Below are 26,131 nucleotides of genomic sequence, written 5' to 3'. Positions count from 1 at the left end.
CTGACCAGCAACTTCCAGGGAAGCTTTGATACGCGCTTGCTTCTTAGCCTTCTCACGAACGCAGATCACGTCCTCAGGGGAAACCTGGAAAGAAGGAATGTTCACAACGCGACCGTTTACCATGATAGCCTTGTGGCTCACCAGCTGACGAGATTCAGCACGGGTAGCGCCGAAGCCCATACGGTAAACAACGTTGTCCAAACGACCTTCCAGCAGCTGCAACAGGTTTTCACCGGTGTTACCCTTTTGACGGGCAGCGTCGCGGTAGTAGTTGCGGAACTGTTTTTCCAATACGCCGTAGATACGACGAACTTTTTGTTTCTCGCGCAGCTGAACACCGTAGTCGGACAGACGCGCTTTGCGCGCACCATGCTGACCAGGGGCGGTGTCAATCTTGCACTTAGAATCAATCGCACGAACACCTGACTTCAGGAAGAGGTCGGTGCCCTCACGACGGCTAAGCTTAAGCTTAGGACCGATATATCTTGCCATCTTCTTTCTCCAACAATCCTAGACCAAGTAGCTACAGCGTTATACGCGGCGCTTCTTGGGAGGACGACAACCGTTGTGCGGGATCGGAGTCACATCAGTAATGTTAGTGATGCGGAAACCAGCCGCGTTCAGGGCGCGGATGGAAGACTCACGACCGGGACCCGGACCTTTGACCATGACTTCCAGGTTCTTGACGCCATATTCTTTGGCCATCTCACCAGCGCGCTCGGCAGCTACCTGAGCAGCGAACGGGGTGGACTTACGAGAACCACGGAAACCGGAACCACCAGAAGTAGCCCAAGACAGAGCATTGCCCTGACGGTCAGTAATGGTCACGATTGTGTTGTTGAAAGATGCATGAACGTGCGCAATACCGTCGCTCACTTGCTTTTTAACGCGCTTGCGAGCACGAGTCGGAGTTTTAGCCATTTTCTACCTTCCCGTTACTTCTTGATAGCCTTGCGCGGACCCTTACGGGTACGAGCGTTGGTCTTGGTACGTTGACCACGAACAGGCAGGCTACGACGGTGACGCAAACCACGGTAGCAACCCAGATCCATCAATCGCTTGATGTTCATGGAAATCTGACGACGCAGGTCACCTTCAACGGTGAATTTACCTACTTGTTCACGCAGACTCTCGATCTGAGCTTCGTCCAGGTCTTTAATTTTCACATTCTCAGCGATACCGGCTGCGGCACAGATGGCCTTGGAGCGGGTACGACCGACGCCATAAATCGCAGTCAAAGCGATGACTGCATGCTTATGGTCAGGAATGTTAATGCCAGCGATACGGGCCACTATTCACTCCTACATATAGTAGATTACGACCACCACAAAGCCCGTGAGCGGATACGTGGCGGTCAACCAATACACAACAAAAGTTGGCTGGCTATATTAGCCAGCACAACTATTTGTTGCAAGTACTAACCGTAAAAAATTAGCCTTGGCGCTGTTTATGCTTTGGCTCGCTGCAAATCACACGCACCACACCGTGACGCTTGATGATTTTGCAGTTACGGCAGATTGCCTTAACGGAAGCACGAACTTTCATTGCTTAACTCCGTAACTACGCCGACCTTTAGCGGCCGTAGCCCTTCAGGTTGGCCTTCCTCAGGACGTCGCCATATTGATGAGACATCATATGGGTTTGTACCTGAGCCATGAAGTCCATGATAACAACCACGATAATCAGCAGCGAAGTGCCACCGAAGTAGAACTGTACGTTCCAGGCAGTCATCAAGAACTGGGGTACCAGACAGATAAAGGTTATATAGAGCGCACCTGCCAATGTCAGGCGAGTCATAACCTTATCGATGTAACGTGCTGTCTGCTCGCCCGGGCGAATCCCCGGGATAAAGGCTCCACTCTTCTTCAGATTATCTGCTGTCTCGCGGGGGTTGAACACCAGCGCGGTATAGAAGAAGCAGAAGAAGATAATGGCTGCTGCATACAGCATCTCGTAAAGCGGTTGACCCGGCTGCAGGACCATAGAGACCTGTTGCAGGATATCAGCTACTTTACCCTCCCCCTGACCAAACCAAGAGGTAATGGTCCCCGGGAAGAGGATGATACTGGATGCGAAAATCGCAGGAATCACACCAGCCATATTAACTTTCAACGGCAGATGTGTGCTTTGCGCGGCAAATACCTGGCGGCCTTGTTGACGCTTGGCATAGTTAACGACGATACGACGCTGACCACGCTCCACGAACACCACAAAGTAAGTCACTGCGAAAACAATCAAGCCCAGCAACAACAACAGCAGGATGTGCAATTCCCCTTGACGTGCCTGTTCGGCCGTAGCGCCAATGGCATGCGGCAGACCAGCAACGATACCTGTGAAAATAATCAACGAGATACCATTACCAATCCCACGCTCGGTAATCTGCTCACCCAACCACATCAAAAACATGGTACCGGTGACCAGACTCACAACCGCTGTGAAATAGAAGCCCAGACCCGGATTAGTCACGAGTCCATGCATCATATTCGGCAGACCGGTTGCAATACCAATGGCCTGGAAAGTTCCCAAAACCAGCGTGCCCCAACGGGTATATTGGCTAATCTTGCGACGGCCGGATTCACCTTCTTTCTTGAGTTCAGCAAGAGCGGGGTGAACCACTGTCAGCAGCTGGATAATGATCGATGCCGAAATGTACGGCATGATCCCCAACGCAAGAATAGAAGCACGCGAGAGTGCACCACCACTGAACATGTTGAACATCTCAATGATGGTGCCCTTCTGTTGCTGGAACAACTCGGCCAGTACGGCGGCGTCAATACCAGGAATCGGCACATAAGAGCCTGCACGGAAAACGATAATCGCCCCGAGAACGAAGAGCAGACGGCTCTTCAGTTCACTCAGACCACCCTGTGCTTTAACATCCAATCCTGGTTTCTTAGCCATTGTACTGATTATTCCTCGATTTTACCGCCAGCGGCCTCGATGGCTGCGCGTGCACCTTTGGTGACGGACAGACCACGAACGGTCACAGCACGGTCAATGTTGCCTGACAGAACAACTTTAGCGAACACGATGTTCTTAGTAACAACACCGGCTTGCTTCAGAGTGCTCAGGTCGACCACATCACCTTCTACCAGGGCGATTTCGTTCAGACGCACTTCGGCAGAAACCAAAGATTTGCGAGAGAAGAAACCGAACTTCGGCAGACGGATTTTCAAAGGCATCTGGCCGCCTTCGAAACCGTTGCGAACTTTGCCGCCACCGGAACGAGAGGTTTGGCCTTTAACACCACGACCACCAGTCTTGCCCAGGCCGGAGCCGATACCACGACCACGACGTTGTTTTTCAGGCTTGGAACCAGCGGCCGGAGACAGAGTGTTCAGACGCATGCTTAGCCCTCCACCTTAACCATGTAATAAACCTGGTTGATCATGCCGCGTACGCAAGGAGTATCTTCCAGCTCAACGGTGTGACCAATGCGACGCAGACCCAGACCACGCAGAGTCGCCTTGTGCTTTGGCAGACGGCCGATAGAGCTGCGAGTTTGAGTTACTTTTACAGTGTTAGCCATGTCGCATTACCCCAGAATTTCTTCAACGCGCAGACCACGCTTGGCAGCGATCTGTTCCGGTGACTGACCGTGAACCAGAGCGTCTACAGTAGCGCGAACAACGTTGATTGGGTTGGTGGAACCGTAGGTCTTGGCCAGCACGTTGTGGATACCGGCAACTTCCAGAACAGCACGCATAGCGCCGCCTGCAATGATACCAGTACCTTGGGAGGCCGGCTTCATGAACACGGTGGAGCCAGAGTGAACACCACGCACCGGGTGGTGCAGAGTGCCGTTGTTCAGCTCAACCTTGTTCAGGTTACGCTTAGCCTGTTCCATTGCTTTTTGAATAGCAGCCGGAACTTCACGGGCTTTACCGTAACCGTAACCTACACGGCCGTTACCATCACCCACCACGGTCAACGCGGTGAAGGACATGATACGACCACCTTTAACAGTTTTCGAAACACGGTTTACTGCAATGAGCTTTTCTTGCAGTTCGCCGGCTTGAGATTCGACTTTAGCCATCTTCGACTCCTAGCTTAGAACTGAAGACCAGCGTCACGTGCGGCAGCTGCCAGGGCAGCGATGCGACCGTGATACTTGAAACCGGAACGATCGAAAGATACGTTCTGAACGCCTTTGGCAATAGCACGCTCAGCGATAGCCTTACCTACAGCGGTAGCAGCATCTGCGTTACCGGTGTATTTCAGAGCTTCACTGATGGCTTTCTCTACTGTGGAAGCAGAGGCCAGAACTTCGGAACCGTTGGCTGCAATAACCTGCGCATAGATATGACGCGGGGTACGGTGAACAACCAGACGGGTAGCTCCCAGTTCCTGCATCTTTTTCCGAGCACGAGTAGCACGACGGAGACGAGCTGCTTTCTTGTCCATAGTGTTACCTTACTTCTTCTTAGCTTCTTTAGTACGCACTTGCTCGTTGGCATAGCGTACACCCTTGCCCTTGTAGGGCTCCGGAGCGCGGTAAGCACGGATATCGGCGGCGACTTGGCCAACCAGCTGCTTGTCGACGCCACGCAGAACGATTTCTGTAGCAGTCGGGCACTCAGCGGTCACACCAGCCGGCAGCGCATGCTCTACCGGGTGAGAGAAGCCCAGAGCCAGCGCAACAGCATTGCCCTTGATGGAGGCTTTATAACCTACACCAACCAGCTGCAGCTTGCGCTCGAAGCCTTGGGTAACACCGATTACCATGTTGTTGACCAATGCACGGGCAGTACCGGCCTGAGCGTCAGCACCAGCGATGCTGCCGCGCGGGGCGAACTTCAGTACATTGTCTTCTTTGGTCACTTCTACACCGGCGTGAATAGAGCGAACCAGAGAACCTTTACCACCTTTGATGGTCAGTTCCTGGCCGTTCAGAGTCACCTCTACGCCAGCAGGAATAGTGACGGGTGCCTTAGCAACACGAGACATTTCCTACCTCCTATTAAGCGACGTAGCAGATGATCTCACCGCCCATGCTTGCTTTACGAGCAGCACGGTCAGTCATCACACCTTTAGACGTGGACACGATAGCAACACCGAGACCGCCCATAACTTTCGGCAGATCAGTAGTGCGCTTGTAAATACGCAGGCCTGGACGGCTTACGCGTTGGATCAGTTCTACAACTGGCTTGCCCTGGAAATATTTCAGTTCAATTTCCAGTTCCGGCTTCACGTCACCAGCTACGGAGTAGCCAGCGATGTAACCTTCTTCTTTCAGCACTTTGGCGATAGCCACTTTCAGCTTGGAAGAAGGCATGGAAACCGCAACTTTGCTCGCCGCCTGACCGTTACGGATGCGGGTCAGCATATCCGCGATCGGATCTTGCATGCTCATAAGTCTAACTCCCGAGATTCGTTACCAAGAAGCCTTCTTCAGGCCCGGAATTTCGCCCTTCATGGCATGCTCACGCACCTTGATGCGAGACAGGCCAAACTTGCGCAGGAAACCGTGCGGACGACCAGTAATATTGCAACGGTTACGCTGGCGGGACGGACTGGAATCACGGGGCAGCTGTTGCAGTTGCAGTACAGCATCCCAACGCGCTTCTTCAGAAGCGTTCATGTCAACGATGATAGCTTTCAGCTCGGCACGCTTGGTCGCGTACTTGGCTACCAGCTTGGCACGCTTTGCTTCGCGCGCTTTCATGGATGTTTTAGCCATAACCCTAACCTTACTTGCGGAATGGGAAGTTAAAGGCAGCCAGCAGAGCACGGCCTTCTTCATCGGTATTCGCTGAAGTGGTGATGGTGATATCCAGACCACGGACGCGATCGACTTTGTCATAGTCGATTTCCGGGAAGATGATCTGCTCACGCACGCCCATGGAGTAGTTACCACGACCATCGAACGCTTTAGCGTTCAGGCCACGGAAGTCACGGATACGCGGTACGGAGATGCAGATCAGCCGTTCCAGGAACTCCCACATACGCTCGCCACGCAGGGTTACTTTACAACCTATCGGGTAGCCTTCACGAATCTTGAAGCCCGCAACAGATTTGCGAGCTTTGGTGATCAGCGGCTTCTGACCGGAAATGGCAGCCATATCGGCAGCAGCATTTTCCAGCAATTTCTTGTCAGAGATCGCTTCACCAACACCCATGTTCAGGGTGATTTTCTCGATCCGAGGGACTTGCATGATAGTCTTGTAACCGAACTGCTTGGACAGTTCATTTACTACATCGGATTTGTAGTAATCATGCAGTTTCGCCATCGTTAAACTCCAATTACTTCACAAGTTCGCCGGTGGATTTGAAGAAACGGACTTTTTTGCCGTCTTCAATCCGGAAACCAACGCGGTCAGCTTTGCCAGTGGCAGAGTTGAACAGCGCTACGTTTGATACATCGATGGGGGCTTCTTTGGTGACGATACCGCCAGCCTGACCCAGTGCGGGTACCGGCTTCTGGTGTTTCTTCACCTGGTTGATGCCTTCCACGATTACCTTACCTTTTGCAATCAGGACTTGAGTGACTTTGCCACGCTTGCCCTTGTCTTTGCCGGTAAGAACAATCACTTCGTCTTCGCGACGGATTTTAGCTGCCATCGTTCGACTCCTTACAGTACTTCGGGTGCCAGGGACACAATCTTCATGAACTTCTCATTACGCAGTTCACGGGTCACCGGGCCAAAAATACGAGTACCGATTGGCTGTTGGTTGTTGTTAAGCAACACAGCCGCATTGTTGTCGAAACGGATGACAGAGCCGTCCGGACGACGAACGCCTTTACGGGTGCGTACGACCACCGCGTTATACACATCACCTTTCTTCACTTTACCGCGAGGAATGGCTTCCTTGATGGAAACCTTGATGATGTCGCCGATGCCGGCGTAACGGCGGTGCGAGCCACCCAGAACCTTAATACACATTACACTGCGAGCGCCGGAGTTGTCGGCAACACCCAGCATACTTTGCATCTGGATCATCTTAGTGCTCCGCTTTGTTTACTTCTTATCCCTAATGGGATCTGGCTGCCTTCAAAAGGCGCGAAACTATAACACAGGATTTTCAGAAAAGGTAGCCTAAAAAACAAACGGCCCCTGAAAGGGGCCGCTTGGACTACAAAGTACCGATTAGGCCTTTTCTACAACGGCAACCAGGGTCCAGGACTTGGTCTTGGACAGCGGGCGGCATTCGCGGATTTCCACGAGGTCGCCAGCTTTGCACTCGTTGTTTTCGTCATGCACGTGCAGCTTGGTAGTGCGCTTGATGATCTTACCGTAGATCGGGTGCTTTACCTTGCGCTCGATAGCAACAGTGATGGACTTGTCCATCTTGTCGCTGATTACACGACCTTGCAGAGTACGGATCTTGTCAGTCATTACGCACCTGCCTTCTCAGTCAGTACAGTCTTGATACGTGCGACGTCACGACGCACTTGTTTCAGAGTGTGAGTCTGAGCCAGCTGGCCGGTGGACGCTTGCATGCGCATGTTGAATTGCTCACGCAGCAGGCCCAGCAGCTCCTGGTTCAGTTCTTCGACGCTCTTTTGACGCAGATCTTGGGCTTTCATCACATCACCGTCTTAATTACGAAAGTGGTCTGAACAGACAGCTTAGCTGCGGCCAGGGCAAACGCTTCACGCGCCAGAGCCTCAGGTACACCGTCCATCTCGTACAGAACCTTGCCAGGCTGGATCGGGCAAACCCAGTATTCCACGTTACCCTTACCTTTACCCATACGAACTTCGAGGGGCTTTTCGGTGATAGGCTTGTCCGGGAACACACGGATCCAGATCTTACCTTGACGCTTAACGTGACGGGTCATGGCACGACGGGCTGCTTCGATTTGACGAGCAGTCAGTTGACCACGGGATGTCGCCTTCAGGCCAAAGGTACCGAAGGATACTTCGTTACCAGAGGTGGCCAGACCGCGGTTACGACCCTTGTGGGTCTTGCGGAATTTAGTACGCTTAGGTTGCAACATTTACCGAATCTCCTTACTTAGCAGCGCGGCGCTTGTTGTCACGCTTGGGCTTTGCAGGAGCTTGCTCTTGAGCAGCGGCAGCGTTAACAGCAGCCAGACCGCCCAGAACTTCGCCCTTGAAGATCCAAACTTTAACGCCGATCACACCGTAAGTGGTGTGGGCTTCAGAAGTTGCGTAGTCGATGTCGGCACGCAGGGTGTGCAACGGCACACGACCTTCACGGTACCATTCGGTACGCGCGATTTCAGCGCCGCCCAGACGACCGGAAACTTCCACTTTGATGCCCTTGGCACCCAGGCGCATTGCGTTCTGTACGGCGCGCTTCATAGCACGACGGAACATTACACGACGCTCCAGCTGGGAAGTGATGCTGTCGGCAACGAGTTTGCCATCCAGCTCCGGCTTGCGGACTTCGGAAATGTTGATCTGAGCAGGCACGCCAGCAATAGTGGCTACAGCTTTGCGCAGCTTCTCAACGTCTTCGCCTTTCTTACCGATTACAACACCCGGACGAGCGGTGTGAATGGTCACACGGATGCTCTTGGCCGGACGCTCAATGGTGATCTTGGACAAGGACGCGTTTTTCAGTTCCTTGGTCAGGAACTGGCGTACTTGAAAATCGCTGTACAGGTTGTCAGCGAAGTCTTTGGTGTTCGCGAACCAGGTAGAATTCCAAGGCTTGGTAATACCCAGGCGAATGCCATTAGGATGTACTTTCTGACCCATTGCTTATCTCCCAGCCTTAGCGTCGGATACCACTACAGTGATGTGAGCGGTACGCTTGAGGATACGATCCGCACGACCTTTGGCACGCGGACGGATGCGCTTCATGGAGGGACCTTCGTCGACCATGATAGTAGCAACACGCAGCGCGTCGATATCGGCGCCTTCGTTGTGCTCAGCGTTTGCAATGGCAGATTCCAGCACTTTCTTAACCAGCACAGCAGCCTTTTTCGGGCTGAAGGTCAGGATATTCAGAGCCTTGTCTACGGACAGACCACGTACTTGATCGGCTACCAGACGAGCTTTCTGGGCAGAAGTACGGGCATAACGGTGTTTAGCGATAGCTTCCATCATTTATCCCTTAGCGCTTCTTAGCCTTCTTATCAGCAGCATGGCCGCGATAAGTACGAGTCGGTGCGAATTCACCCAGTTTGTGACCGATCATTTCTTCGGTAACGAAAACCGGAACGTGCTGACGACCATTATGGACAGCGATGGTCAAACCGATCATGTTCGGGATGATCATTGAACGACGGGACCAGGTTTTAACCGGCTTTTTATCCCCGCTTTCCACCGCTTTCTCTACCTTCTTCAGCAAGTGCAGGTCAATAAATGGACCCTTCTTGAGAGAACGTGGCATGGTGATTCCTCTATGTTAACAATTACTTGTTACGACGACGTACGATGTACTTGTCGGTACGCTTGTTCTTACGGGTCTTGAAGCCTTTAGCCTTCTGGCCCCATGGGGACACAGGCTGCATGCCCTTGTTACGACCCTCACCACCACCGTGCGGGTGGTCAACCGGGTTCATCGCCATACCTCGAACGGTCGGACGAATACCACGCCAGCGGTTTGCACCGGCTTTACCCAGTTGACGCAACATGTGCTCGGAGTTACCGACTTCACCGATGGTAGCGCGGCACTCGGCCAGAACTTTACGTACTTCGCCGGAACGCAGACGCAGAGTTACATAGTTACCTTCACGAGCCAGGATCTGGATGAAAGTACCAGCGGAACGAGCCAGCTGGGCACCTTTACCAGGCTTCATCTCTACAGCGTGAACGGTAGAACCAACCGGGATGTTGCGCATCGGCAGGGCGTTACCTACCTTGATGGCTGCATCAGCACCAGAAGCGATCGCGTCACCAGCTTTCAGGCCTTTCGGAGCCAGGATGTAACGACGCTCACCGTCTGCATACAACACCAGAGCGATGTTAGCGGTACGGTTCGGATCGTATTCCAGACGCTCTACTTTAGCCGGGATACCGTCTTTGTCGCGCTTGAAGTCGACGATACGGTAGTGCTGCTTGTGACCACCACCGATATGACGGGTAGTGATACGGCCGTTGTTGTTACGACCACCGGACTTGCTTTTGCTGTCCAGCAGAGCGGCGAAGGGCTTGCCCTTGTACAGCTCTTGATTGACGATCTTGACGACGTGGCGGCGGCCCGGAGAAGTAGGCTTGCACTTAACGATTGCCATTTTTGAGAACTCCTCTTACTCGGCTGCGCCCATGAAGTCGATGTCCTGACCAGCTTTCAGGGTCACATAAGCCTTTTTCCAATCGGAACGACGGCCTACGCGTGCACCTGCGCGCTTGGTCTTACCCTTCATGTTCAGGGTACGGACGGTCTCAACTTCGACCTCGAACAGTTTCGCAACTGCAGCTTTGACTTCCGCCTTGGTAGCATCAACAGCAACTTTGAACACGATAGTGTTCTGCTTTTCTGCAACCATGGTGCTCTTTTCAGAGATGTGCGGAGCCTTCAGAACTTTCAGCAGACGCTCTTCACGGATCATGCCAGCATCTCCTCGATTTGCTTAACTGCGTCAGCAGTCATCAGAACCTTGTCGAAAGCGATCAGGCTGACCGGGTCGATACCGGCAACGTCACGCACGTCAACTTTGTACAGGTTGCGAGCAGCCAGGAACAGGTTCTCATCGACTTCAGCAGTCACGATCAGAACGTCAGTCAGTTCCATTTCTTTCAGCTTGGCGATCAGTTCTTTGGTCTTCGGAGCTTCGATGCCGAACTTCTCAACAACGATCAGGCGCTCTTGACGTACCAGCTCGGACAGAATGCTACGGATAGCGCCGCGGTACATCTTCTTGTTTACTTTCTGGCTGTGATCTTGCGGCTTAGCAGCAAAAGTCACACCACCGGAACGCCAGATGGGCGAACGGATGGAGCCAGCACGGGCACGACCAGTACCCTTCTGACGCCACGGCTTTTTGCCGCCACCAGACACTTCAGAGCGAGTCAGCTGCGCACGAGTACCCTGACGGGCACCAGCGGCATATGCAACGACGACCTGGTGAACCAGAGCTTCGTTGAATTCGCGCCCGAAGGTAGTCTCGGAAACTTCAAGAGCGCTCTTGGCGTCTTTCATTACCAATTCCATTACTATCTCCTCAGACGTTACGCTTTGACGGCAGGTTTGACGATCACGTTGCCGTTGGTTGCACCCGGTACTGCACCTTTGATGAGCAGCAGGTTGCGTTCAGCGTCAACACGAACCAGTTCCAGGTTCTGAGTCGTTACACGCTCAGCACCCATGTGACCAGCCATCTTTTTGCCCTTGAATACACGACCCGGAGTCTGGTTCTGACCGATAGAACCCGGAACGCGGTGAGACAAGGAGTTACCGTGGGTCATATCCTGGGTGCGGAAGTTGTGGCGCTTAACAGTACCAGCAAAGCCCTTACCTTTGGATGTGCCGGTAACGTCTACCAGCTTAACGTCAGCGAGAAGATCTACTTTCAGCTCGCTACCAACAGTGAAAGTTTCACCGTTGTTCAGGCGGAATTCCCACAGACCGCGACCGGCTTCTACACCAGCTTTGGCGAAGTGGCCAGCTTCCGGCTTGGTCACACGGCTGGCTTTCTTGGCGCCAGTGGTAACCTGAATAGCGTTGTAGCCGTCGGTTTCTACAGATTTGACCTGAGTTACACGGTTAGCTTCAACTTCGATAACAGTCACCGGGATAGAAACGCCATCTTCAGTGAAGATGCGAGTCATACCCACTTTGCGACCTACAAGACCGATTGTCATTGTTATCAACCTCTTTCCGTAATTAACCCAGGCTGATCTGGACGTCTACACCAGCTGCCAGATCCAGACGCATCAGGGCGTCTACGGTCTTGTCAGTCGGCTCAACGATGTCTACCAGACGCTTGTGAGTGCGGATCTCGTACTGATCACGCGCATCTTTGTTGACGTGCGGGGAGATCAGGACGGTGAAGCGCTCTTTGCGAGTCGGCAGCGGAATAGGACCGCGAACCTGCGCGCCAGTGCGCTTAGCAGTTTCAACGATTTCCGCAGTGGATTGATCAATCAGGCGATGATCAAAAGCCTTCAGGCGGATACGGATTCTTTGGTTCTGCATTGACAGAGCTCCAATAGATAAAAGAACATAAATCAACACCGCCCGACCGAGATTTCTCCCGCCAGAGGTGTGATTTTTCACGTTTCCCCCCATATCGGGAGGACTGTATGGCTGGCTCCTGTAAACAGGAAACTCAACAGCAGACATATCGTCTGGCTTACCTCATGGGTAAGCGGAGGGGATTATACGGATTTTTCAAATTTGCGCAAGGGAGAGCGAACAGATTATGCGCAGTTTTATGTGACAGATGGATCTCGCCTGAGGCAACACTCTCTGCAGCCAACACCCAAGTAACGACAATGTTACAAGCAGACTGGTAGACTGTGTGCTTGCCTCTGTCAGTGGAACGACATCCCATGCTCAAAGATCAAAAGAAAGCCTATCAGTATGGCCTTTGCGCCGTTGCCCTCTGGTCGACGGTCGCCACAGCCTTCAAGATCTCCCTCGCCTATTTCGAACCTGTGCAACTGTTACTTGTGGCCGCCTTCACCTCGACTCTCACGCTGACAGCCGTCGTCGCCAAACAGGGCAAACTGCCGCTGCTGGGAAGCTATATCAAGGCCCGCCCTTTCTACTACCTGACTCTGGGCGTGCTGAACCCCTTTCTCTATTACCTGTTGCTATTCAAGGCCTATGACCTGTTGCCTGCCCAGCAGGCACAGACCCTCAACTACACCTGGGCCATTACCCTCAGTCTGCTGGCCGTCCCCTTCCTCGGCCAGAAGCTGCGTCGGCGTGATGGCGTCGCCATCGTGCTGGGGTATTTTGGCGCACTGGTGATCGCCACCAGAGGGGATGTATTCGGCCTGCAGTTCGACAGCCCGCTCGGCGTGACACTGGCGCTGGTCTCGACCCTCATCTGGGCCAGCTACTGGATCCTCAACACCCGCAATCAGGGCGATCCCATTGTCAGCCTGTTGCTCGGCTTTATGATCAGCCTGCCTTTTATTGTCGTGGCGACCTGGTTGCTCTCCGATTTTGCCATGACCGCCTGGCAGGGATGGGCTGGTGCCATCTATGTGGGACTGTTCGAAATGGGCTTCGGTTTCGTGCTCTGGCTGATGGCGCTGCGCCATGCCACCAACACGGCCCCCATCAGCAACCTCATCTTTATCTCGCCGTTTGCCTCACTGGTGCTGCTCAACCTGTTGATCGGCGAAGCCATCCATCCAGCCACTCCCATCGGGTTAGCGCTCATCGTTGCCGCCCTGCTGATCCAGCAGCTCAAGTATGGCAAACGCTATCGAGCATCAGTCGAAACAAAGAGCTGACCATGCAGAAGGGCGTATCCACGGATACGCCCTCCTCTCAATCCATCCACTCCTGTGGCTGATGTTTCGGCAACCGCATCTCGACCAGCAGGCCGCCTAGCTCCGAGCTTCCCAGCCGGATAGTGCCGTGGTGCTGGGCGACTATCTTGGCCACGATAGCCAACCCCAGCCCACTACCGCCGACGGTCCGCGCCACATTCCCCTGAGTAAACGGCTTGAGCACCCGGGAATAGTCCTGCTCCGGAATGCCGGGGCCATCATCGGAGAGGCGCAAGCGCACCCAGTGCCCATCGTCCTTGAGCTCGGCATGCAAGCGGCTCGCCCCATAACGCTGCGAGTTGCTTGAGAGGTTGTTCAACACCCGCCGGATACTGACCGGATTGCAGGCCACCCGCACCGCCTCTTGCGGCAGCGCCAGATCGACCTCCAGCCCCTGCTCCGAGTAGATCAGCAAGGTATCGTGCACCAGCTGGGTCAGATCGATCGGCTCCAGATCCTGACCCTCATCCGGGCGGATGTAATCGATGAACTGATCGATGATGGCATTGGACTCATCGATGTCGGCGTTGATGCTCTCCTTGAGGTACTCGTCACCGGAGGACATCATCTCGGTCGCCAGCCGGATGCGGGTCAGCGGGGTGCGTAGATCGTGGGAAACCCCCGCCATCATCAGGTTACGCTCTTCGATCAGGCTCTTGATGGAGTGCGACATGTGGTTGAAGGTGCGGGTCAGTCGCCGCACTTCCCGTGATCCCAGCTCCCCCAGCGCCTCGGGGAAATGACCCCTGGCAACAGCAACGGCACCAGCCTCGAGATCCTCGAGCGGGCGCACCAGCTGCCGGGCAAAGCGCCAGGCCGCAAACAGGGTGATCACCAGCAGCACGCTCAGATAGATGATGAGGGGTTCGATATCGTCATCTTCAATCTCGGTCAGCGGGATCCGCACCCAGATTTTGCTGGCCTGCGGCGGCTGGATCCAGATGATGTAGTGATCCTGGATCTCGACCCGCACCTTGGCCGGGCCACCCAGTTCGCGACTGATGTTCTCCTCCAGATAGGGGTACGGCTTGGCATCGTTGAAGCCATGCTGCACCGCCTCGCTCTGGGTATAGATGTCGGTACCGGTCGTCACATAGACCAGCGCCTCGGCATCTTCGCTCAGCGCCAGTTGTTCAGTGTTAACCGGAAAGATCAGCTTGACCTGATTGGCCAGCAAGTGACTGATCTGCTTGACGGTTGGCGCCAGCAGATAGTTGTAGAAGGTGACGTAGGAGACTGCTTGATAGACCACCAGAACGGCGGCCAGAAACCAGAGCATGCGCGAGAACATGCTGCCGACCTTTTTCATGCACCGTCACCATCTGGCACGAACACATACCCCAGACCCCAGACGGTCTGCAGGTAGCGGGGCTGGGCCGGATCCTGCTCCAGCAGGCGGCGCAGACGAGAGACCTGCACGTCGATGCTGCGCTCGGTGGCGGTGTATTCGCGGCCACGGGCCAGATTCATCAGCTTGTCGCGGGAGAGCGGTTCACGCGGATGGCTGACCAGCACCTTGAGCACCGCAAACTCACCGCTGGTGAGCGCCATAGGCTCGCCATCCCGGCTCAGCTCGCGGGTCGCGAGATTGAGCTGGAAGGCCCCGAAGTTGACCACCTTCTCTGCAGCCGAGGGGGCCCCGGGCAACTCGACGGTATGACGGCGCAGCACGGCACGGATCCGCGCCAGCAGTTCGCGGGGGTTGAACGGCTTGGGCAGATAGTCATCGGCCCCCATCTCGAGCCCGACGATGCGATCCACTTCATCCCCCTTGGCGGTGAGCATCAGCACCGGGATCTGGTTACCCGCTTCCCGCAGACGGCGGCAGATGGAGAGCCCATCCTCCCCCGGCAACATCAGGTCGAGCACCATCAGGCTGAAGTTTTCACGAGTCAGCAAGCGATCGGCCTGCTCGCCATTGGCCACGCCGCGCACTACGAATCCCTGCTCGGTGAGATAGCGTTCCAACAGGGAACGTAATTTCAGGTCATCGTCCACGACCAGGACCTTGTATTGCTGCTGACTCATTGCTTTGCCTCTTCATTCTTTAGCTGCCCCCAATACTAGGGGGGGATATAGCGGGAGCAAAGCACAAATATGTTACCGGTTATTACCCATCCCGAGAGCGTGACGGCCATCAAGTCACTGCGCTGGCCAGCGACTCCCTGAATGGCGCCAGCCGAGCCATCACGATTTCCCTCGACAGCAAAAGGACAAAAGCTAATATTCCCGAGCAGTTAGCGATGAATACCCCTCTTTGACAGGTCCGCATCACCATGAAGACAAAGCTGATCACCCGCGAAGGCTACAACAAGCTGAAAGAAGAGCTCGATTTCCTCTGGCGCCAGGAGCGCCCCGAGGTCACCAGGAAGGTGGCATGGGCCGCCAGTCTGGGGGATCGCAGCGAAAATGCCGACTACCAGTACAACAAGAAGCGGCTGCGGGAGATCGACCGGCGGGTGCGCTACCTGCGCAAATGCCTCGAAGAGCTGGGGATCGTCGACTATGCCCCCGCGCAGGAGGGCAAGGTCTTCTTCGGCGCCTGGGTCGAGGTGGAAAACGAAGAGGGCGAGACCAAGCGCTTTCGCATCGTCGGCTATGACGAGATCTTCGAGCGCAAGGATTACATCTCCATCGACTCCCCCATGGCCCGCGCCCTGCTCAAGAAAGAGGTCGGTGATGAAGCCATCGTCCGTACGCCAGTTGGTGACGTCTGCTGGTATATCAACGAGATCAGCTACCCCAAATAGCCGGACTACTGGTGAGCTGCTTGCCACAGGCACATCCTGAGTCACAGGTGCAATGGCAAGATATGCGCTCTCCCCTGCGACTTATCAGTCTGACGGGTGCAGACCCCGGCGCAGGGTGGCATCCCGCAACACGACCCCATATAGTGCTCACACTTGGCGCCTGATGGCGCGGACTCGACCACAGAGGCCCTCAACAACATCATGATGCAAACCATAGAGAGACAGATTGCCGGTGAGCTCAATGCTCGCCCGGAGCAGGTGCAGGCCGCAGTGCGCCTGCTGGATGAAGGCTCGACCGTGCCCTTTATCGCCCGTTACCGTAAAGAGGTGACCGGCGGTCTGGACGATAGCCAGTTGCGCACCCTAGAGAGCCGCCTCGGCTATCTGCGTGAACTGGAAGATCGCCGTCAGGTGATCATTCGCTCCATCGAAGAGCAGGGCAAGCTGACCCCCGAGCTGATGCGCGAATTGAATGGTGCCGACAGCAAGACCCGGCTGGAAGATCTCTACCTCCCCTACAAGCCCAAACGCCGCACCAAGGGGCAGATGGCGATCGAAGCCGGGTTGGAGCCGCTGGCCAACCTGCTGCTCAGCGACCCGATGCAGGATCCCGAGCAAGCTGCAGCCACCTTCCTCAATCCCGAACAGGGCATTGCCGACAGCAAGGCTGCCCTCGACGGCGCCCGCTATATTCTGATGGAGCGCTTCGCCGAGCAGGCCGACCTGCTGGAGAAGCTGCGCGACTACCTGTGGCAAAATGCCACCCTGCGCGCCCGCGTGGTGGCAGGCAAGGAGCAGGAAGGGGCCAAGTTCAAGGACTATTTCGAACACGACGAACCCCTGCACAAGGCCCCCTCCCACCGGGTGCTGGCCATGCTGCGCGGCCGCAATGAGGGGATCCTCAATCTGGCGCTGGTCACCGGTGACGACGAGAGTGCCAGCCCCTGCGAAGGGATCATTGCCCACCACCTCAAGCTCAATCTGCAGAACCGCCCGGCCGACAAATGGCTGCAGGGGGTAGTGAGCTGGACCTGGAAGATCAAGTTGTCGCTTCAAATGGAGACCGAGCTGATCGGTCGCATCCGCGAGTCGGCAGAGGAGGAGGCGATCAAGGTGTTCGCCATGAACCTCAAGGATCTGCTGATGGCGGCCCCAGCGGGCATGCGCTGCACCATGGGGCTGGATCCGGGCATCCGCACCGGGGTCAAGGTTGCCGTGGTGGATGCCACCGGCAAACTGGTCGATCACGCCACCATCTATCCGTTCGAACCAAAACGCCAGATTGATCAGAGCCTCAAGACCCTGAGCGAGCTGTGCCAGAAACACAAGGTCGAGCTCATCAGCATCGGCAACGGTACCGCTTCGCGGGAGACCGACCGGCTGGTCAGCGACCTGTTCGAGCGCTACCCCGCCGCCAAGGCGCAGAAGATAGTGGTGAGCGAAGCGGGGGCCTCTGTCTACTCCGCCTCCGAGCTTGCCTCTCAGGAGTTCCCGGATCTCGACGTCTCGATCCGTGGCGCCGTCTCCATCGCCCGCCGCCTGCAAGACCCGCTGGCCGAGCTGGTCAAGATCGATCCCAAGAGTATCGGGGTGGGCCAGTATCAGCACGACGTCGGCCAGAGCCAGCTGGCCCGCCGGCTGGATGCCGTGGTCGAGGATTGCGTGAACGCGGTCGGTGTGGATGTGAATACCGCCTCGGTCGCCCTGCTCAACCGGGTTTCCGGCCTCTCCCAGACGCTGGCCCAGAACATCGTCGCCTACCGGGATGAGCACGGCGCATTCAAGAGCCGTCAGCAATTGCTGAAAGTGAGCCGACTCGGCCCAAAAGCCTTCGAACAGTGCGCCGGCTTCCTGCGCATTCGCGGCGGCAGCAATCCCCTCGACAGCTCGGCGGTACACCCGGAGTCCTATCCGGTGGTGGAGCGGATACTCGCCAAGCTGGAGCAGACCGTGGAGAGCCTGCTCGGCAACAGCAGCCTGCTGCGCAGCCTGAAACCGGCCGATTACACCGATGAGCAATTTGGCGTACCTACCGTCACCGACATCATCGGCGAGCTGGACAAGCCGGGCCGCGACCCGCGCCCCGAGTTCAAAACCGCGACCTTCAAGGAAGGGGTGGAGCAGATCAGCGACCTAGTGCCCGAGATGGTGCTGGAAGGGGTGGTCACCAACGTCACCAACTTCGGCGCCTTCGTCGATATCGGTGTTCATCAGGACGGGCTGGTGCACATCTCCTCCCTGACCGACCGTTTCGTCAAGGATCCCCGTGAGGTGGTCAAGGCCGGCGACATTGTGCGGGTCAAGGTGCTGGAGGTGGACGCCCCGCGCAAGCGGATCAGCCTGACCATGCGTCTCGACGAGAAAGCGGGACAAGCTGCCCGCAAGCCGGCTGAAGCGCGCAACAGCAGTGCTGGCAACACCAAACCAAGAAATGAGCCGCGCCAAAGCCCCCCTATGGGTGGTGCCATGGGCAACGCCTTCGCGGCAGCGCTCTCCAAAGCGAAAAAGTAACGACACCTTCCAGAACACTTCTGAATGCAAAAAGCCCCGCAAGGGGCTTTTTTACACGCGAAGCTCGAGATCACTGCGTCAGGGCAGCAAGAATACTCTCGGGCTCTCCATGCTGGGCCAGCACCTCCCGCAGTCGGTTGAATGCCTTGCAGGCCTCTTGCGGATACTTACCGTAAGAGACGACGCCGGTGTGGCTCCAGCCAGCCGCCAGCATCACTTTCTTCTTGAAACTGGTTCCTTCAGTTCCCCCTCCCCCGAGCTGCATCAGAAACTGCTCCATCTGCAGGTGGGGGGGCGGTACACGGGAGAAGGTGGTGAAATCTTCCGCTTTGACTTCATCGAAATGCATGACAGCTCCTGTGAAATTGGAATGGGCCTGATCTTCAGGTTAGTTGCAAAACAGGCAAAGCAGCTGAAAGTTTGGCGAGAGTGATTCAGATATGCAGACTGAGGGACTGGGTCGAGGCCGGGCTGACAGCCTGTTGATAGTGGCCCGCGATGACGCTGTTGCGCTTGTCCATATAGGCACTCAGCACGCCGCCCGATTTTGCGCTCTGCTCGGCCATCAGCTCTTTGCGCGCCTTGGCTTCACTGGCGGCGGCGCTGCGCGCGACGGCCAAATCCTGCGCAGAAGGCTCGGCAGGCGCCTGCGCTGCAGAGCGGATCTGCTGCATCTTGGCGATGGTAGCGGCAGGGTCACCGGGTACGACACTGGTATCGATCTGGACTTCGCCACCCGTCGCATAACGCTTGCCATCCGGCCCTTGCGTAAACTGATAGGTGGGCGAGCTGGCGTACTCTCCACCCGCAGACTGGTGCGCCTGCTCGTGAGTGCGCACCTCCTTGTCACGCTCGACAAGATCCTGAACCTGCTGCTCTTGCCGCTGTTGCTGCTCCTGCTGTTTGGGATCTTGCTGCTTGCGCTGCCCATCCTCACCGGTGGCCTCGACAAAGCGATTATCTGGCAGTGTCGTCGGGGCTAATTGCCCGGTTTCACGGCTGTTCTGGGAGGTCTGATTGCTGGAGGCCTGAGCGGCTTTGGATTTCTCTTTCTGGGAGCCGACTTCAGATTCGGCAACGGAAGCTTGGCCCGCTCGGGCCTGAGGGATCAGTTCTGCCCGGCGATTATCCGTCCTCGCCGCTTCCACCTGGGGTTGCAGCTGTGTCGGGATAAGGGGAGGCAGACTGACATTGATGTTCATCTCACACCCGGATGTCGATCAGGGTTCCCATCATCTCGCTGGCGGTCTGCACTACCTTGGCGGAAGCGCCAGCCTGCTGCTCGGCCACCTTGAGATTGACAAGCTCATCGGTCACTTGCACCTGATCCCCGCTGGGGGTATTGAGGCGGGCGATCTGATTGGATGCCTTGTCGGCAATCTGTTCGGCTCGCTGAAATCCCTGTACCCCGCTGTTGAAAGCAGAATCAATACGCATGGTGTTACTCCTCTGGTCACAGCTTAATTATCCGCCAGACCAGAGGATTAATGAAGCTTGCAGGCTGTTTTTTAGCCAACAAAATCTCGAACGATTTCAATGAATTCGTCAGGGTGGGAGATAAAAGGTGCGTGTGAGGCCTTATTGAGAGTCACGCTGCGGCTGGCAGGGTAGAGATCATCCAGCAGGGGAATGGCCGCCTTGGGCACCAATGAATCCAGTCGGCCATAGATCCGCAACCAGGGCAGATCGAGCACCTGCAGCGGTTCGCGCAGATCAATCTCGGCCAACAGCGTCAGTCCAGCCTCGAGTGCGGCAAACTCGGGCGCCGGCCGCTCGGCCAGCCAGTGGCGCAACTGACGGATATCGTCCCGGGCATGTTCGCTGCCCATCGCCTGGATCGCCAGAAAGCGCTCTATGGTCTGGCGAAAATCCCCCGCCAACATCTGGTTGAAGCCGGTCAGTACCTTGGGGGCGATCCCCGGCCACTCATCACGGGCCATGAAACAGGGGGAGCTGGCCACGGTGATCAGAGAGTGCAGCCGATCGGGATGCGTCAGCGCCAACTGGCTTGCCACCAGACCGCCGAGCGACCAGCCAAGCAGATGGCACTTCTGCGGCAAGATGGCGGCCACCTGCTCGGCAAGCCAGGGCAGGCTGTAATCCACCTCGTCTGCCAGCGGGCTGTTGCCAAAGCCGGGCAAATCCACCAGATGAACCCGATAGTGGGACGACAACTGTTGGGCAACACCATGCCAAACCGCACCGTTCATCCCCCACCCGTGCAACAGCACCAGATCGGGCCCCTGGCCAAACTGCTCTACCGATATGCTCATCTAGACTCAAGATCCCTGTTCATGCTCTTGGGGTCAGCATGTTAAAGCGACTGCTCGCTAAAGCAAGCCCGCTGCTCGGCAGCCACGGTGACTGGCAAGGGAGTTGCCTGCTCTGCCATCAGCCTTGCGACAACGCTCCCCTGCTCTGCAGCTGGTGTCGGCAGGCGCTGCACCAGTCACAGCCGAGATGCCACCTCTGCGCCGCACCGCTGGCTGACTATATAGAAGAGAGCATACCGGTCTGCGGCCGCTGCCAACGCAGACCTCCCCCCTGGGAGCGGTTGCAGGTGATCGGCGACTACCAGGCTCCCTACCCCATGCTGATCCCCCGGCTCAAATATTCCGGCCAGATCCTGCTGGCGCCGCTACTGGCACGCCTCTTGGCCGATCATCTGGATGGCCGCGAGCCGCCGGAGGCGATCATTCCGGTTCCCCTGCACTGGTGGCGGCAGTGGCGACGTGGGTTCAACCAGGCGGAGGAGATCGCGCAAGCCCTTGGCGAGTTCACCGACATTCCCTGCGACAACACCCTGTTGCAGCGCATCAAGGCGACCCCGCAACAAACAACCCTGAGCGCCGGGCAGCGGCGGCGCAATCTGCGCGGGGCATTCCGGATCCGCCCCCACCACTATCGCCATGTCGCCCTGCTCGATGACGTCGTGACCACAGGCGCCACCGCTGGGCAGCTCAGCCGTTTGCTCCATGAGAGCGGCATCACAAAGGTAGAAGTATGGGCAATCTGTCGTACCCTGCGGCACAGCAAGTAGCCATCAGCATGCTACCCAAGCATTAATAACCGCGTTATCATGAATACCCTAGTCGTACACTCAGGTTTATGAGGATAGTGATGATCAGCATTTCCGACGCCGCCCAGGCCCATTTCCGTAAACTGCTGGAAAAACAGCCTGATGGCACCAATATCCGGGTGTTTGTGGTCAATCCGGGAACCCAGAATGCCGAGTGTGGCGTATCGTATTGCCCGCCCGATGCCGTGGACCCGGAAGATCAACACCTGCCCTTCAGCGGCTTCGACTGCATGGTCGATCCCCTGAGCGCCCCCTTCCTGGTGGATGCCACCATCGACTTCGTGACCGATCAGATGGGCTCCCAGCTCACCCTGAAAGCACCGAACGCCAAGATGCGTAAAGTGGCCGACGACGCGCCGCTGATCGAGCGCATCGAGTACGTGTTGATGTCCGAAGTGAACCCCATGCTGGCCGGTCACGGTGGCAAGGTCACCCTGGTAGAGCTGACTGAAGACAAACTGGCCATCCTGCAGTTTGGCGGCGGTTGCAACGGTTGCTCCATGGTCGATTACACCCTGAAAGAGGGGATCGAGAAGCAGCTGCTGGAGAAGTTCCCGGGCGAACTCAACGGCGTGAAAGACGCCACCGAGCACCAGCGCGGCGACCACTCTTACTACTGATTTGCAGCCCTTGCAGCAAAGAAAAGGCCCCGCCATCTGGCGGGGCCTTTTGCATGGGCAATCGGCAGATTACTCGTCCTTCTTGTCTCGCGACAGCAGGGCGATGGCCGCCTCTTTCGGGTTCTTACCCTCGTAGAGCACCTTGAAGATCTGCTCACAGATGGGCATCTCGACGCCGCAGCGGGCCGCCAGCAGATGCACCTCTTTGGTGTTGCGATACCCCTCCACCACCTGACCGATCTCGGTCATGGCGGTGTTCACATCCTTGCCTGCCCCGAGGGCCAGCCCGAAGCGACGGTTGCGCGACTGGTTGTCGGTACAGGTGAGCACCAGATCCCCGAGCCCCGCCATCCCCATAAAGGTTTTGGCATCGGCACCCAGCGCCGCACCCAGACGCTGCATCTCCACCAAACCCCGGGTGATGAGCGCGGTTCTGGCATTGGCGCCAAACCCTAGCCCGTCGGAAAGACCGGCACCGATGGCGATGACGTTCTTCACCGCCCCGCCCAGCTGCAGACCGACGAAGTCCGGATTGGTATAGACCCGGAATGAGCGGCCACAGTGCAGCAGGTGGGAGAGATCGTCGGCAAACTCGTCGTGAGTCGAGGCGACCGAGATGGCGGTCGGCAGACCGGCAGCCAACTCCTTGGCAAAGGTGGGACCGGAGATGACCGCCAACGGTATCTCGTCACCCAGCACTTCGCGGGCCACATCCTGCAGCAGACGGCCACTGTCCGGCTCCAGACCCTTGGTGGCCCAGGCGATACGGGTATCGGGGCGCAAGAAGGGGTTGATCCGGGTCAGTACATCACCAAATACATGGCTTGGCACGACCAGCAGCAGCACGGGGGCAGCTTGTACCGCACGTTGCAGATCCGCAGTCAGCTGCAAATCGGCAGGAAAAGGGACATCAGGCAAAAATGCCTTGTTGCAGCGGTCTTGTTCCAGCTCGGCGACATGAGCGGGGTCGTGACCCCACAGCAGGGTCGGATGACCATTGCGCGCCAGAGAAATGGCAAGGGCGGAGCCATAAGACCCCGCCCCCAAGACCGAGATAGCGATCTGGTCAGCCATTATCAGGCTTCCGCAGTCGCCTGCTGGGCCTGTGCTTGCGCCATGTGCTGGGCAAACAGGGCATCGAAGTTGACCGGTGCCAGGTTCAACTGCGGGAAGGAACCCTTGCTCACCATGTTGGCCACGGCTTCGCGGGCATACGGGAACAGGATGTTCGGGCAGAAGGCAGCCAGGCAGTGAGCCAGTTGCGGCTCCGGCAGGTTACCGATGGTGAAGATACCGGCTTGCTGTACTTCGCACAGGAAGGCGGTTTCGGTTTCCAGTTTGCAAGTTACGGTCAGGGTCAGGACAACCTCGTACACGTTCTCAGCCAGGATGTTGGTCTTGGTATCCATATCCAGCTTGACGTCCGGCTGCCACTCTTTCTGGAAGATGTGCGGGGTGTTCGGCGCTTCGAAAGAGACATCCTTGGTGTAAACACGCTGGATGTGGAATTCCGGTTGTACTTCCTGGTTGTTGATCTCGTCAGCCATTTCGTTTGATTCCTTGTTATATGGATAAGTGGGCTCAGGCCCTGCTTAAATCAGCGTTTCTTGGTTACCGGCAGATTTTCTGCACGCCATTGGGCCATGCCACCGCCGAGCACATAAACCTGCTTGAAGCCAGCTTTGCTCAGCTGACGGCCCGCGCCGCCCGCAGTCATTCCCGACTCGCACACCACTATGATGGGGGCATCTTTATGCTTTTCAACCGGGCCCAGATTATTGCTCTGGATCTGGGTCAGCGGCAGGTGCTGGGCACCGGCCAGATGGCCCTTGGCGTACTCTTCCTGACTGCGAATATCCACCACGGTGGCATTCTCGCGGTTGATCAGCAGGGTCGCGGTGTGATTGTTGACGGTTTTTACCGGAGACAAACGGGCACGCACAGTGGTGTAAACCAGGGTGCCAGCCAGACCCAACCAGGCTGCGGTCAGCAGCGGGTTGCGGGCCGCAAAATCCAAATACTCTTGCATCTTCTACTATCCAGGGACCAAGACAAGGGCCCGAGTATACATGGGGGTATTGATAAGATCAGCCATCTTGGCGGCAAAGCGCGAGCAGGCTCCCATCATCATTGGGCTGCGAGCATGGCAGGAAGGGCATGGCTTGCGGGGCCGCGGGAGCGCCCCTTGGCTATCAGGTGACTATTTCGGCAGATGTAGTAATATTACGCTAGTTTCATTTCCCGCATTTTTTCCAATCCGAGAGGACATAGTCTTATGTCAACAGCTAAGAAACCTTTGGTTCTGGTCATCATGGACGGTTGGGGCTACAGCACCAAGCAAGAGCACAACGCCGTCGCTGCCGCCAAGACTCCCAACCTCGATCGTCTGGCCCGTGACTACACCAGCACCCTGATCTCCGGCTCCGGTCTGGACGTCGGTCTGCCGGATGGCCAGATGGGCAACTCCGAAGTGGGCCACGTCAACATCGGTGCCGGTCGCATCGTCTATCAGGAGCTGACCCGCATCTCCAAAGACATCCAGGATGGCGAATTCTTCCAGAACGTCGAGCTGGCCAAGGCTGTTGACGCTGCCGTGACCAACGGCAAAGCAGTTCACATCATGGGCCTGATGTCCCCGGGTGGCGTACACAGCCACGAAGAGCACATCATGGGCATGATCGAAATGGCCGCCAAGCGTGGCGCCGAGAAGATCTACCTGCACGCCTTCCTGGATGGCCGCGACGTTCCGCCGCGCTCCGCCCAGTCCTCCATCGAGCTGTTCGACGCCCTGTTCGCCAAGCTGGGCAAGGGTCGTTTCGCCTCCATGATCGGCCGTTACTTCGCCATGGACCGTGACAACCGATGGGATCGCGTGCAGCAAGCCTATGACCTGATGACCCAGGGCAAGGGCGAGTTCACCGCCGAGAGCGCCACCGAAGCACTGGCTGCCGCTTATGCCCGCGACGAGAACGACGAGTTCGTCAAAGCGACCCGCATCGGCGAAGCTGCACCGATGGAAGATGGCGATGCGCTGATTTTCATGAACTTCCGTGCCGACCGCGCCCGTGAAATCACCCGCGCCTTCGTTGACACCGACTTCACCGGCTTCGCTCGTGCAGTCGAGCCTAAGCTGAACTTCGTGATGCTGACCGAATACGCGGCCGACATCAAAACTGCCTGTGCCTACCCGCCGACCGCTCTGGTCAACACCCTGGGTGAGTGGCTGGCCAAGCAGGGCAAGACCCAGCTGCGCATCTCCGAAACCGAGAAATACGCTCACGTCACCTTCTTCTTCAACGGTGGCGAAGAGTCCTGCTTCACCGGCGAAGATCGCGAGATCGTGGCCAGCCCGAAAGTGGCGACCTATGACCTGCAGCCGGAGATGAGCTCCGAAGAGCTGACCGACAAGCTGGTTGCGGCCATCAAGAGCGGCAAGTACGACGTCATCATCTGTAACTACCCGAATGGCGACATGGTTGGTCACACCGGTGTATTCGATGCCGCCGTCAAAGCGTGTGAAGCCGTTGACCACTGCATCGGTCGCGTGACCGACGCCCTGGCCGAAGTAGGTGGCGAGTGCCTGATCACTGCCGACCACGGTAACGCCGAGAAGATGCTGGACGAAGAGACTGGTCAGGCCCACACCGCCCACACCAATCTGCCGGTTCCGCTCATCTATTTCGGTCGCAAAGCCGAGGTGGTTGAAGGTGGCAAACTGTCCGATCTGGCCCCCACCATGCTGACCCTGATGGGCCTGCCGGTGCCGCCGGAAATGACTGGCAAGCCCCTGATGATTCTGAAATAATCC

Annotated in this window: 41 protein-coding genes (1 of these 41 cut by a window edge); 6 read left to right on the top strand and 35 right to left on the bottom strand. The window is 56.7% G+C overall.

The window, feature by feature from the left end:
* The 26 genes from rpsD to rpsJ all read right to left on the bottom strand — a co-directional run.
* Nucleotides 1–492 carry the 5' portion of a 30S ribosomal protein S4 gene (rpsD, locus tag I6L41_RS17710; RefSeq protein ID WP_005340600.1) on the bottom strand. Its footprint begins 129 nt before the window's first position, so 492 of the gene's 621 nt are visible here — the first part of the coding sequence; the start codon lies at nucleotides 490–492; the stop codon falls past the left edge of the window.
* Between the two features lie 39 nt (nucleotides 493–531).
* A complete protein-coding gene (rpsK, locus tag I6L41_RS17705) occupies nucleotides 532–921 on the bottom strand; it encodes a 30S ribosomal protein S11 (RefSeq protein WP_005307993.1) in 390 nt (129 codons plus the stop codon).
* Between the two features lie 14 nt (nucleotides 922–935).
* Nucleotides 936–1,292 carry a 30S ribosomal protein S13 gene (gene rpsM, locus I6L41_RS17700; RefSeq protein ID WP_005307991.1) on the bottom strand — a complete coding sequence of 119 codons (357 nt, stop codon included), beginning with the start codon at nucleotides 1,290–1,292 and terminating at the stop codon, nucleotides 936–938.
* A 139-nt stretch (nucleotides 1,293–1,431) separates the two neighbouring features.
* Nucleotides 1,432–1,545, bottom strand: coding sequence for a 50S ribosomal protein L36 (gene rpmJ, locus I6L41_RS17695; protein WP_005319705.1), 114 nt, complete (start codon nucleotides 1,543–1,545; stop codon nucleotides 1,432–1,434).
* 27 nt (nucleotides 1,546–1,572) lie between these two features.
* The gene (gene secY / locus I6L41_RS17690) at nucleotides 1,573–2,901 is read right to left on the bottom strand and encodes a preprotein translocase subunit SecY (RefSeq protein ID WP_005340602.1); all 1,329 of its coding nucleotides are present in this window, start codon (nucleotides 2,899–2,901) and stop codon (nucleotides 1,573–1,575) included.
* A gap of 8 nt (nucleotides 2,902–2,909) precedes the next feature.
* A complete protein-coding gene (gene rplO / locus I6L41_RS17685; protein WP_005340604.1) occupies nucleotides 2,910–3,347 on the bottom strand; it encodes a 50S ribosomal protein L15 in 438 nt (145 codons plus the stop codon).
* A 2-nt stretch (nucleotides 3,348–3,349) separates the two neighbouring features.
* Nucleotides 3,350–3,529, bottom strand: coding sequence for a 50S ribosomal protein L30 (gene rpmD / locus I6L41_RS17680; RefSeq protein WP_005307985.1), 180 nt, complete (start codon nucleotides 3,527–3,529; stop codon nucleotides 3,350–3,352).
* 6 nt (nucleotides 3,530–3,535) lie between these two features.
* A complete protein-coding gene (gene rpsE / locus I6L41_RS17675; RefSeq protein ID WP_005340605.1) occupies nucleotides 3,536–4,036 on the bottom strand; it encodes a 30S ribosomal protein S5 in 501 nt (166 codons plus the stop codon).
* 14 nt (nucleotides 4,037–4,050) lie between these two features.
* Entirely contained in the window at nucleotides 4,051–4,404 is a 354-nt protein-coding gene (rplR, locus tag I6L41_RS17670; RefSeq protein ID WP_005340606.1) for a 50S ribosomal protein L18, read from the bottom strand.
* Between the two features lie 9 nt (nucleotides 4,405–4,413).
* Nucleotides 4,414–4,947, bottom strand: a complete 534-nt coding sequence (rplF, locus tag I6L41_RS17665) for a 50S ribosomal protein L6 (RefSeq protein ID WP_005340607.1) — start codon at nucleotides 4,945–4,947, stop codon at nucleotides 4,414–4,416.
* Between the two features lie 13 nt (nucleotides 4,948–4,960).
* On the bottom strand, nucleotides 4,961–5,353 hold the full coding sequence (rpsH, locus tag I6L41_RS17660) for a 30S ribosomal protein S8 (protein WP_005307980.1): 393 nt from the start codon (nucleotides 5,351–5,353) through the stop codon (nucleotides 4,961–4,963).
* Between the two features lie 21 nt (nucleotides 5,354–5,374).
* Entirely contained in the window at nucleotides 5,375–5,680 is a 306-nt protein-coding gene (gene rpsN, locus I6L41_RS17655; RefSeq protein WP_005340609.1) for a 30S ribosomal protein S14, read from the bottom strand.
* Between the two features lie 10 nt (nucleotides 5,681–5,690).
* Nucleotides 5,691–6,230 carry a 50S ribosomal protein L5 gene (gene rplE / locus I6L41_RS17650; RefSeq protein WP_005331162.1) on the bottom strand — a complete coding sequence of 180 codons (540 nt, stop codon included), beginning with the start codon at nucleotides 6,228–6,230 and terminating at the stop codon, nucleotides 5,691–5,693.
* A gap of 13 nt (nucleotides 6,231–6,243) precedes the next feature.
* Nucleotides 6,244–6,561, bottom strand: a complete 318-nt coding sequence (gene rplX / locus I6L41_RS17645) for a 50S ribosomal protein L24 (RefSeq protein ID WP_005307977.1) — start codon at nucleotides 6,559–6,561, stop codon at nucleotides 6,244–6,246.
* An 11-nt stretch (nucleotides 6,562–6,572) separates the two neighbouring features.
* Nucleotides 6,573–6,941 (bottom strand): 50S ribosomal protein L14, encoded by a 369-nt coding sequence (rplN, locus tag I6L41_RS17640; RefSeq protein ID WP_005307975.1) that lies wholly within the window; start codon nucleotides 6,939–6,941, stop codon nucleotides 6,573–6,575.
* A gap of 147 nt (nucleotides 6,942–7,088) precedes the next feature.
* On the bottom strand, nucleotides 7,089–7,337 hold the full coding sequence (gene rpsQ / locus I6L41_RS17635; protein ID WP_005307966.1) for a 30S ribosomal protein S17: 249 nt from the start codon (nucleotides 7,335–7,337) through the stop codon (nucleotides 7,089–7,091).
* A complete protein-coding gene (gene rpmC / locus I6L41_RS17630; protein WP_005307965.1) occupies nucleotides 7,337–7,528 on the bottom strand; it encodes a 50S ribosomal protein L29 in 192 nt (63 codons plus the stop codon). Before rpmC ends, rpsQ begins: the two co-directional genes overlap by 1 nt.
* The gene (gene rplP / locus I6L41_RS17625) at nucleotides 7,528–7,941 is read right to left on the bottom strand and encodes a 50S ribosomal protein L16 (protein WP_005340612.1); all 414 of its coding nucleotides are present in this window, start codon (nucleotides 7,939–7,941) and stop codon (nucleotides 7,528–7,530) included. The genes rpmC and rplP overlap by 1 nt, the downstream gene beginning before the upstream one ends.
* A gap of 13 nt (nucleotides 7,942–7,954) precedes the next feature.
* Nucleotides 7,955–8,668 (bottom strand): 30S ribosomal protein S3, encoded by a 714-nt coding sequence (gene rpsC, locus I6L41_RS17620; protein WP_005307962.1) that lies wholly within the window; start codon nucleotides 8,666–8,668, stop codon nucleotides 7,955–7,957.
* A 3-nt stretch (nucleotides 8,669–8,671) separates the two neighbouring features.
* On the bottom strand, nucleotides 8,672–9,016 hold the full coding sequence (gene rplV, locus I6L41_RS17615; RefSeq protein ID WP_005319741.1) for a 50S ribosomal protein L22: 345 nt from the start codon (nucleotides 9,014–9,016) through the stop codon (nucleotides 8,672–8,674).
* 10 nt (nucleotides 9,017–9,026) lie between these two features.
* Complete coding sequence (gene rpsS / locus I6L41_RS17610; RefSeq protein ID WP_005307960.1) at nucleotides 9,027–9,305, bottom strand: 30S ribosomal protein S19; 279 nt, start codon at nucleotides 9,303–9,305, stop codon at nucleotides 9,027–9,029.
* A gap of 22 nt (nucleotides 9,306–9,327) precedes the next feature.
* On the bottom strand, nucleotides 9,328–10,149 hold the full coding sequence (gene rplB / locus I6L41_RS17605) for a 50S ribosomal protein L2 (protein WP_005340614.1): 822 nt from the start codon (nucleotides 10,147–10,149) through the stop codon (nucleotides 9,328–9,330).
* A gap of 15 nt (nucleotides 10,150–10,164) precedes the next feature.
* Nucleotides 10,165–10,464: a 50S ribosomal protein L23 gene (gene rplW / locus I6L41_RS17600; RefSeq protein WP_342690021.1), complete on the bottom strand. Its 300-nt coding sequence runs from the start codon at nucleotides 10,462–10,464 to the stop codon at nucleotides 10,165–10,167.
* Nucleotides 10,464–11,069 (bottom strand): 50S ribosomal protein L4, encoded by a 606-nt coding sequence (rplD, locus tag I6L41_RS17595; protein WP_005340616.1) that lies wholly within the window; start codon nucleotides 11,067–11,069, stop codon nucleotides 10,464–10,466. Before rplD ends, rplW begins: the two co-directional genes overlap by 1 nt.
* A 17-nt stretch (nucleotides 11,070–11,086) precedes the next feature.
* Nucleotides 11,087–11,719, bottom strand: coding sequence for a 50S ribosomal protein L3 (gene rplC, locus I6L41_RS17590; RefSeq protein WP_005340620.1), 633 nt, complete (start codon nucleotides 11,717–11,719; stop codon nucleotides 11,087–11,089).
* Nucleotides 11,720–11,741: 22 nt separating this feature from the next.
* A complete protein-coding gene (gene rpsJ / locus I6L41_RS17585) occupies nucleotides 11,742–12,053 on the bottom strand; it encodes a 30S ribosomal protein S10 (RefSeq protein ID WP_005307944.1) in 312 nt (103 codons plus the stop codon).
* Nucleotides 12,054–12,409: 356 nt separating this feature from the next.
* Here rpsJ and I6L41_RS17580 point away from each other — a divergent pair, with 356 nt between their 5' ends.
* Nucleotides 12,410–13,324 (top strand): DMT family transporter, encoded by a 915-nt coding sequence (locus I6L41_RS17580; protein WP_005355344.1) that lies wholly within the window; start codon nucleotides 12,410–12,412, stop codon nucleotides 13,322–13,324.
* Nucleotides 13,325–13,361: 37 nt separating this feature from the next.
* On the opposite strand, the gene envZ is transcribed toward I6L41_RS17580, so the two are convergent.
* Together envZ and ompR are read right to left on the bottom strand one after the other, a co-directional pair.
* A complete protein-coding gene (gene envZ, locus I6L41_RS17575; RefSeq protein WP_128834456.1) occupies nucleotides 13,362–14,672 on the bottom strand; it encodes a two-component system sensor histidine kinase EnvZ in 1,311 nt (436 codons plus the stop codon).
* Complete coding sequence (ompR, locus tag I6L41_RS17570) at nucleotides 14,669–15,391, bottom strand: two-component system response regulator OmpR (protein WP_005340625.1); 723 nt, start codon at nucleotides 15,389–15,391, stop codon at nucleotides 14,669–14,671. Before ompR ends, envZ begins: the two co-directional genes overlap by 4 nt.
* A 248-nt stretch (nucleotides 15,392–15,639) precedes the next feature.
* Here ompR and greB point away from each other — a divergent pair, with 248 nt between their 5' ends.
* Entirely contained in the window at nucleotides 15,640–16,113 is a 474-nt protein-coding gene (greB, locus tag I6L41_RS17565; protein WP_005355349.1) for a transcription elongation factor GreB, read from the top strand.
* Between the two features lie 201 nt (nucleotides 16,114–16,314).
* Nucleotides 16,315–18,624, top strand: a complete 2,310-nt coding sequence (locus I6L41_RS17560) for a Tex family protein (protein WP_216960357.1) — start codon at nucleotides 16,315–16,317, stop codon at nucleotides 18,622–18,624.
* Nucleotides 18,625–18,694: 70 nt separating this feature from the next.
* On the opposite strand, the gene I6L41_RS17555 is transcribed toward I6L41_RS17560, so the two are convergent.
* From I6L41_RS17555 to bioH, 4 genes are all read right to left on the bottom strand, one after another.
* The gene (locus tag I6L41_RS17555) at nucleotides 18,695–18,973 is read right to left on the bottom strand and encodes a hypothetical protein (protein WP_005355353.1); all 279 of its coding nucleotides are present in this window, start codon (nucleotides 18,971–18,973) and stop codon (nucleotides 18,695–18,697) included.
* Between the two features lie 85 nt (nucleotides 18,974–19,058).
* Nucleotides 19,059–19,826: a putative metalloprotease CJM1_0395 family protein gene (locus tag I6L41_RS17550; RefSeq protein WP_216960354.1), complete on the bottom strand. Its 768-nt coding sequence runs from the start codon at nucleotides 19,824–19,826 to the stop codon at nucleotides 19,059–19,061.
* Between the two features lies 1 nt (nucleotide 19,827).
* Nucleotides 19,828–20,061 (bottom strand): flagellar basal body rod C-terminal domain-containing protein, encoded by a 234-nt coding sequence (locus I6L41_RS17545; RefSeq protein WP_005342675.1) that lies wholly within the window; start codon nucleotides 20,059–20,061, stop codon nucleotides 19,828–19,830.
* A gap of 71 nt (nucleotides 20,062–20,132) precedes the next feature.
* Nucleotides 20,133–20,897 carry a pimeloyl-ACP methyl ester esterase BioH gene (gene bioH, locus I6L41_RS17540; RefSeq protein WP_216960351.1) on the bottom strand — a complete coding sequence of 255 codons (765 nt, stop codon included), beginning with the start codon at nucleotides 20,895–20,897 and terminating at the stop codon, nucleotides 20,133–20,135.
* Between the two features lie 38 nt (nucleotides 20,898–20,935).
* Between bioH and I6L41_RS17535 the strand changes: the two genes are divergently transcribed.
* Nucleotides 20,936–21,664: a ComF family protein gene (locus I6L41_RS17535; protein WP_216960348.1), complete on the top strand. Its 729-nt coding sequence runs from the start codon at nucleotides 20,936–20,938 to the stop codon at nucleotides 21,662–21,664.
* An 80-nt stretch (nucleotides 21,665–21,744) separates the two neighbouring features.
* Nucleotides 21,745–22,323 (top strand): Fe-S biogenesis protein NfuA, encoded by a 579-nt coding sequence (gene nfuA, locus I6L41_RS17530; protein WP_005340636.1) that lies wholly within the window; start codon nucleotides 21,745–21,747, stop codon nucleotides 22,321–22,323.
* A gap of 69 nt (nucleotides 22,324–22,392) precedes the next feature.
* Here the strand turns inward: nfuA and gpsA are convergent, their stop codons facing one another.
* The 3 genes from gpsA to I6L41_RS17515 are packed head-to-tail and all read right to left on the bottom strand — an operon-like array spanning nucleotide 22,393 to nucleotide 24,352.
* Nucleotides 22,393–23,397: an NAD(P)H-dependent glycerol-3-phosphate dehydrogenase gene (gene gpsA, locus I6L41_RS17525; RefSeq protein ID WP_216960345.1), complete on the bottom strand. Its 1,005-nt coding sequence runs from the start codon at nucleotides 23,395–23,397 to the stop codon at nucleotides 22,393–22,395.
* Between the two features lie 2 nt (nucleotides 23,398–23,399).
* Nucleotides 23,400–23,870: a protein-export chaperone SecB gene (gene secB / locus I6L41_RS17520; protein WP_005340639.1), complete on the bottom strand. Its 471-nt coding sequence runs from the start codon at nucleotides 23,868–23,870 to the stop codon at nucleotides 23,400–23,402.
* Between the two features lie 50 nt (nucleotides 23,871–23,920).
* Nucleotides 23,921–24,352, bottom strand: a complete 432-nt coding sequence (locus tag I6L41_RS17515) for a rhodanese-like domain-containing protein (RefSeq protein WP_005340640.1) — start codon at nucleotides 24,350–24,352, stop codon at nucleotides 23,921–23,923.
* Nucleotides 24,353–24,598: 246 nt separating this feature from the next.
* On the opposite strand from I6L41_RS17515, the gene gpmM reads away from it, so the two are divergent.
* Nucleotides 24,599–26,128 carry a 2,3-bisphosphoglycerate-independent phosphoglycerate mutase gene (gene gpmM, locus I6L41_RS17510; RefSeq protein WP_005356867.1) on the top strand — a complete coding sequence of 510 codons (1,530 nt, stop codon included), beginning with the start codon at nucleotides 24,599–24,601 and terminating at the stop codon, nucleotides 26,126–26,128.
* The last annotated feature ends 3 nt before the right edge of the window (nucleotides 26,129–26,131 follow it).

The organism is Aeromonas sp. FDAARGOS 1411, assembly GCF_019047125.1.
Taxonomy (GTDB): Bacteria; Pseudomonadota; Gammaproteobacteria; order Enterobacterales; family Aeromonadaceae; genus Aeromonas; species Aeromonas veronii.
The sequence above is the reverse complement of the archived record's forward strand: the minus strand, read 5'-3'. Positions and strand labels throughout refer to the sequence as shown.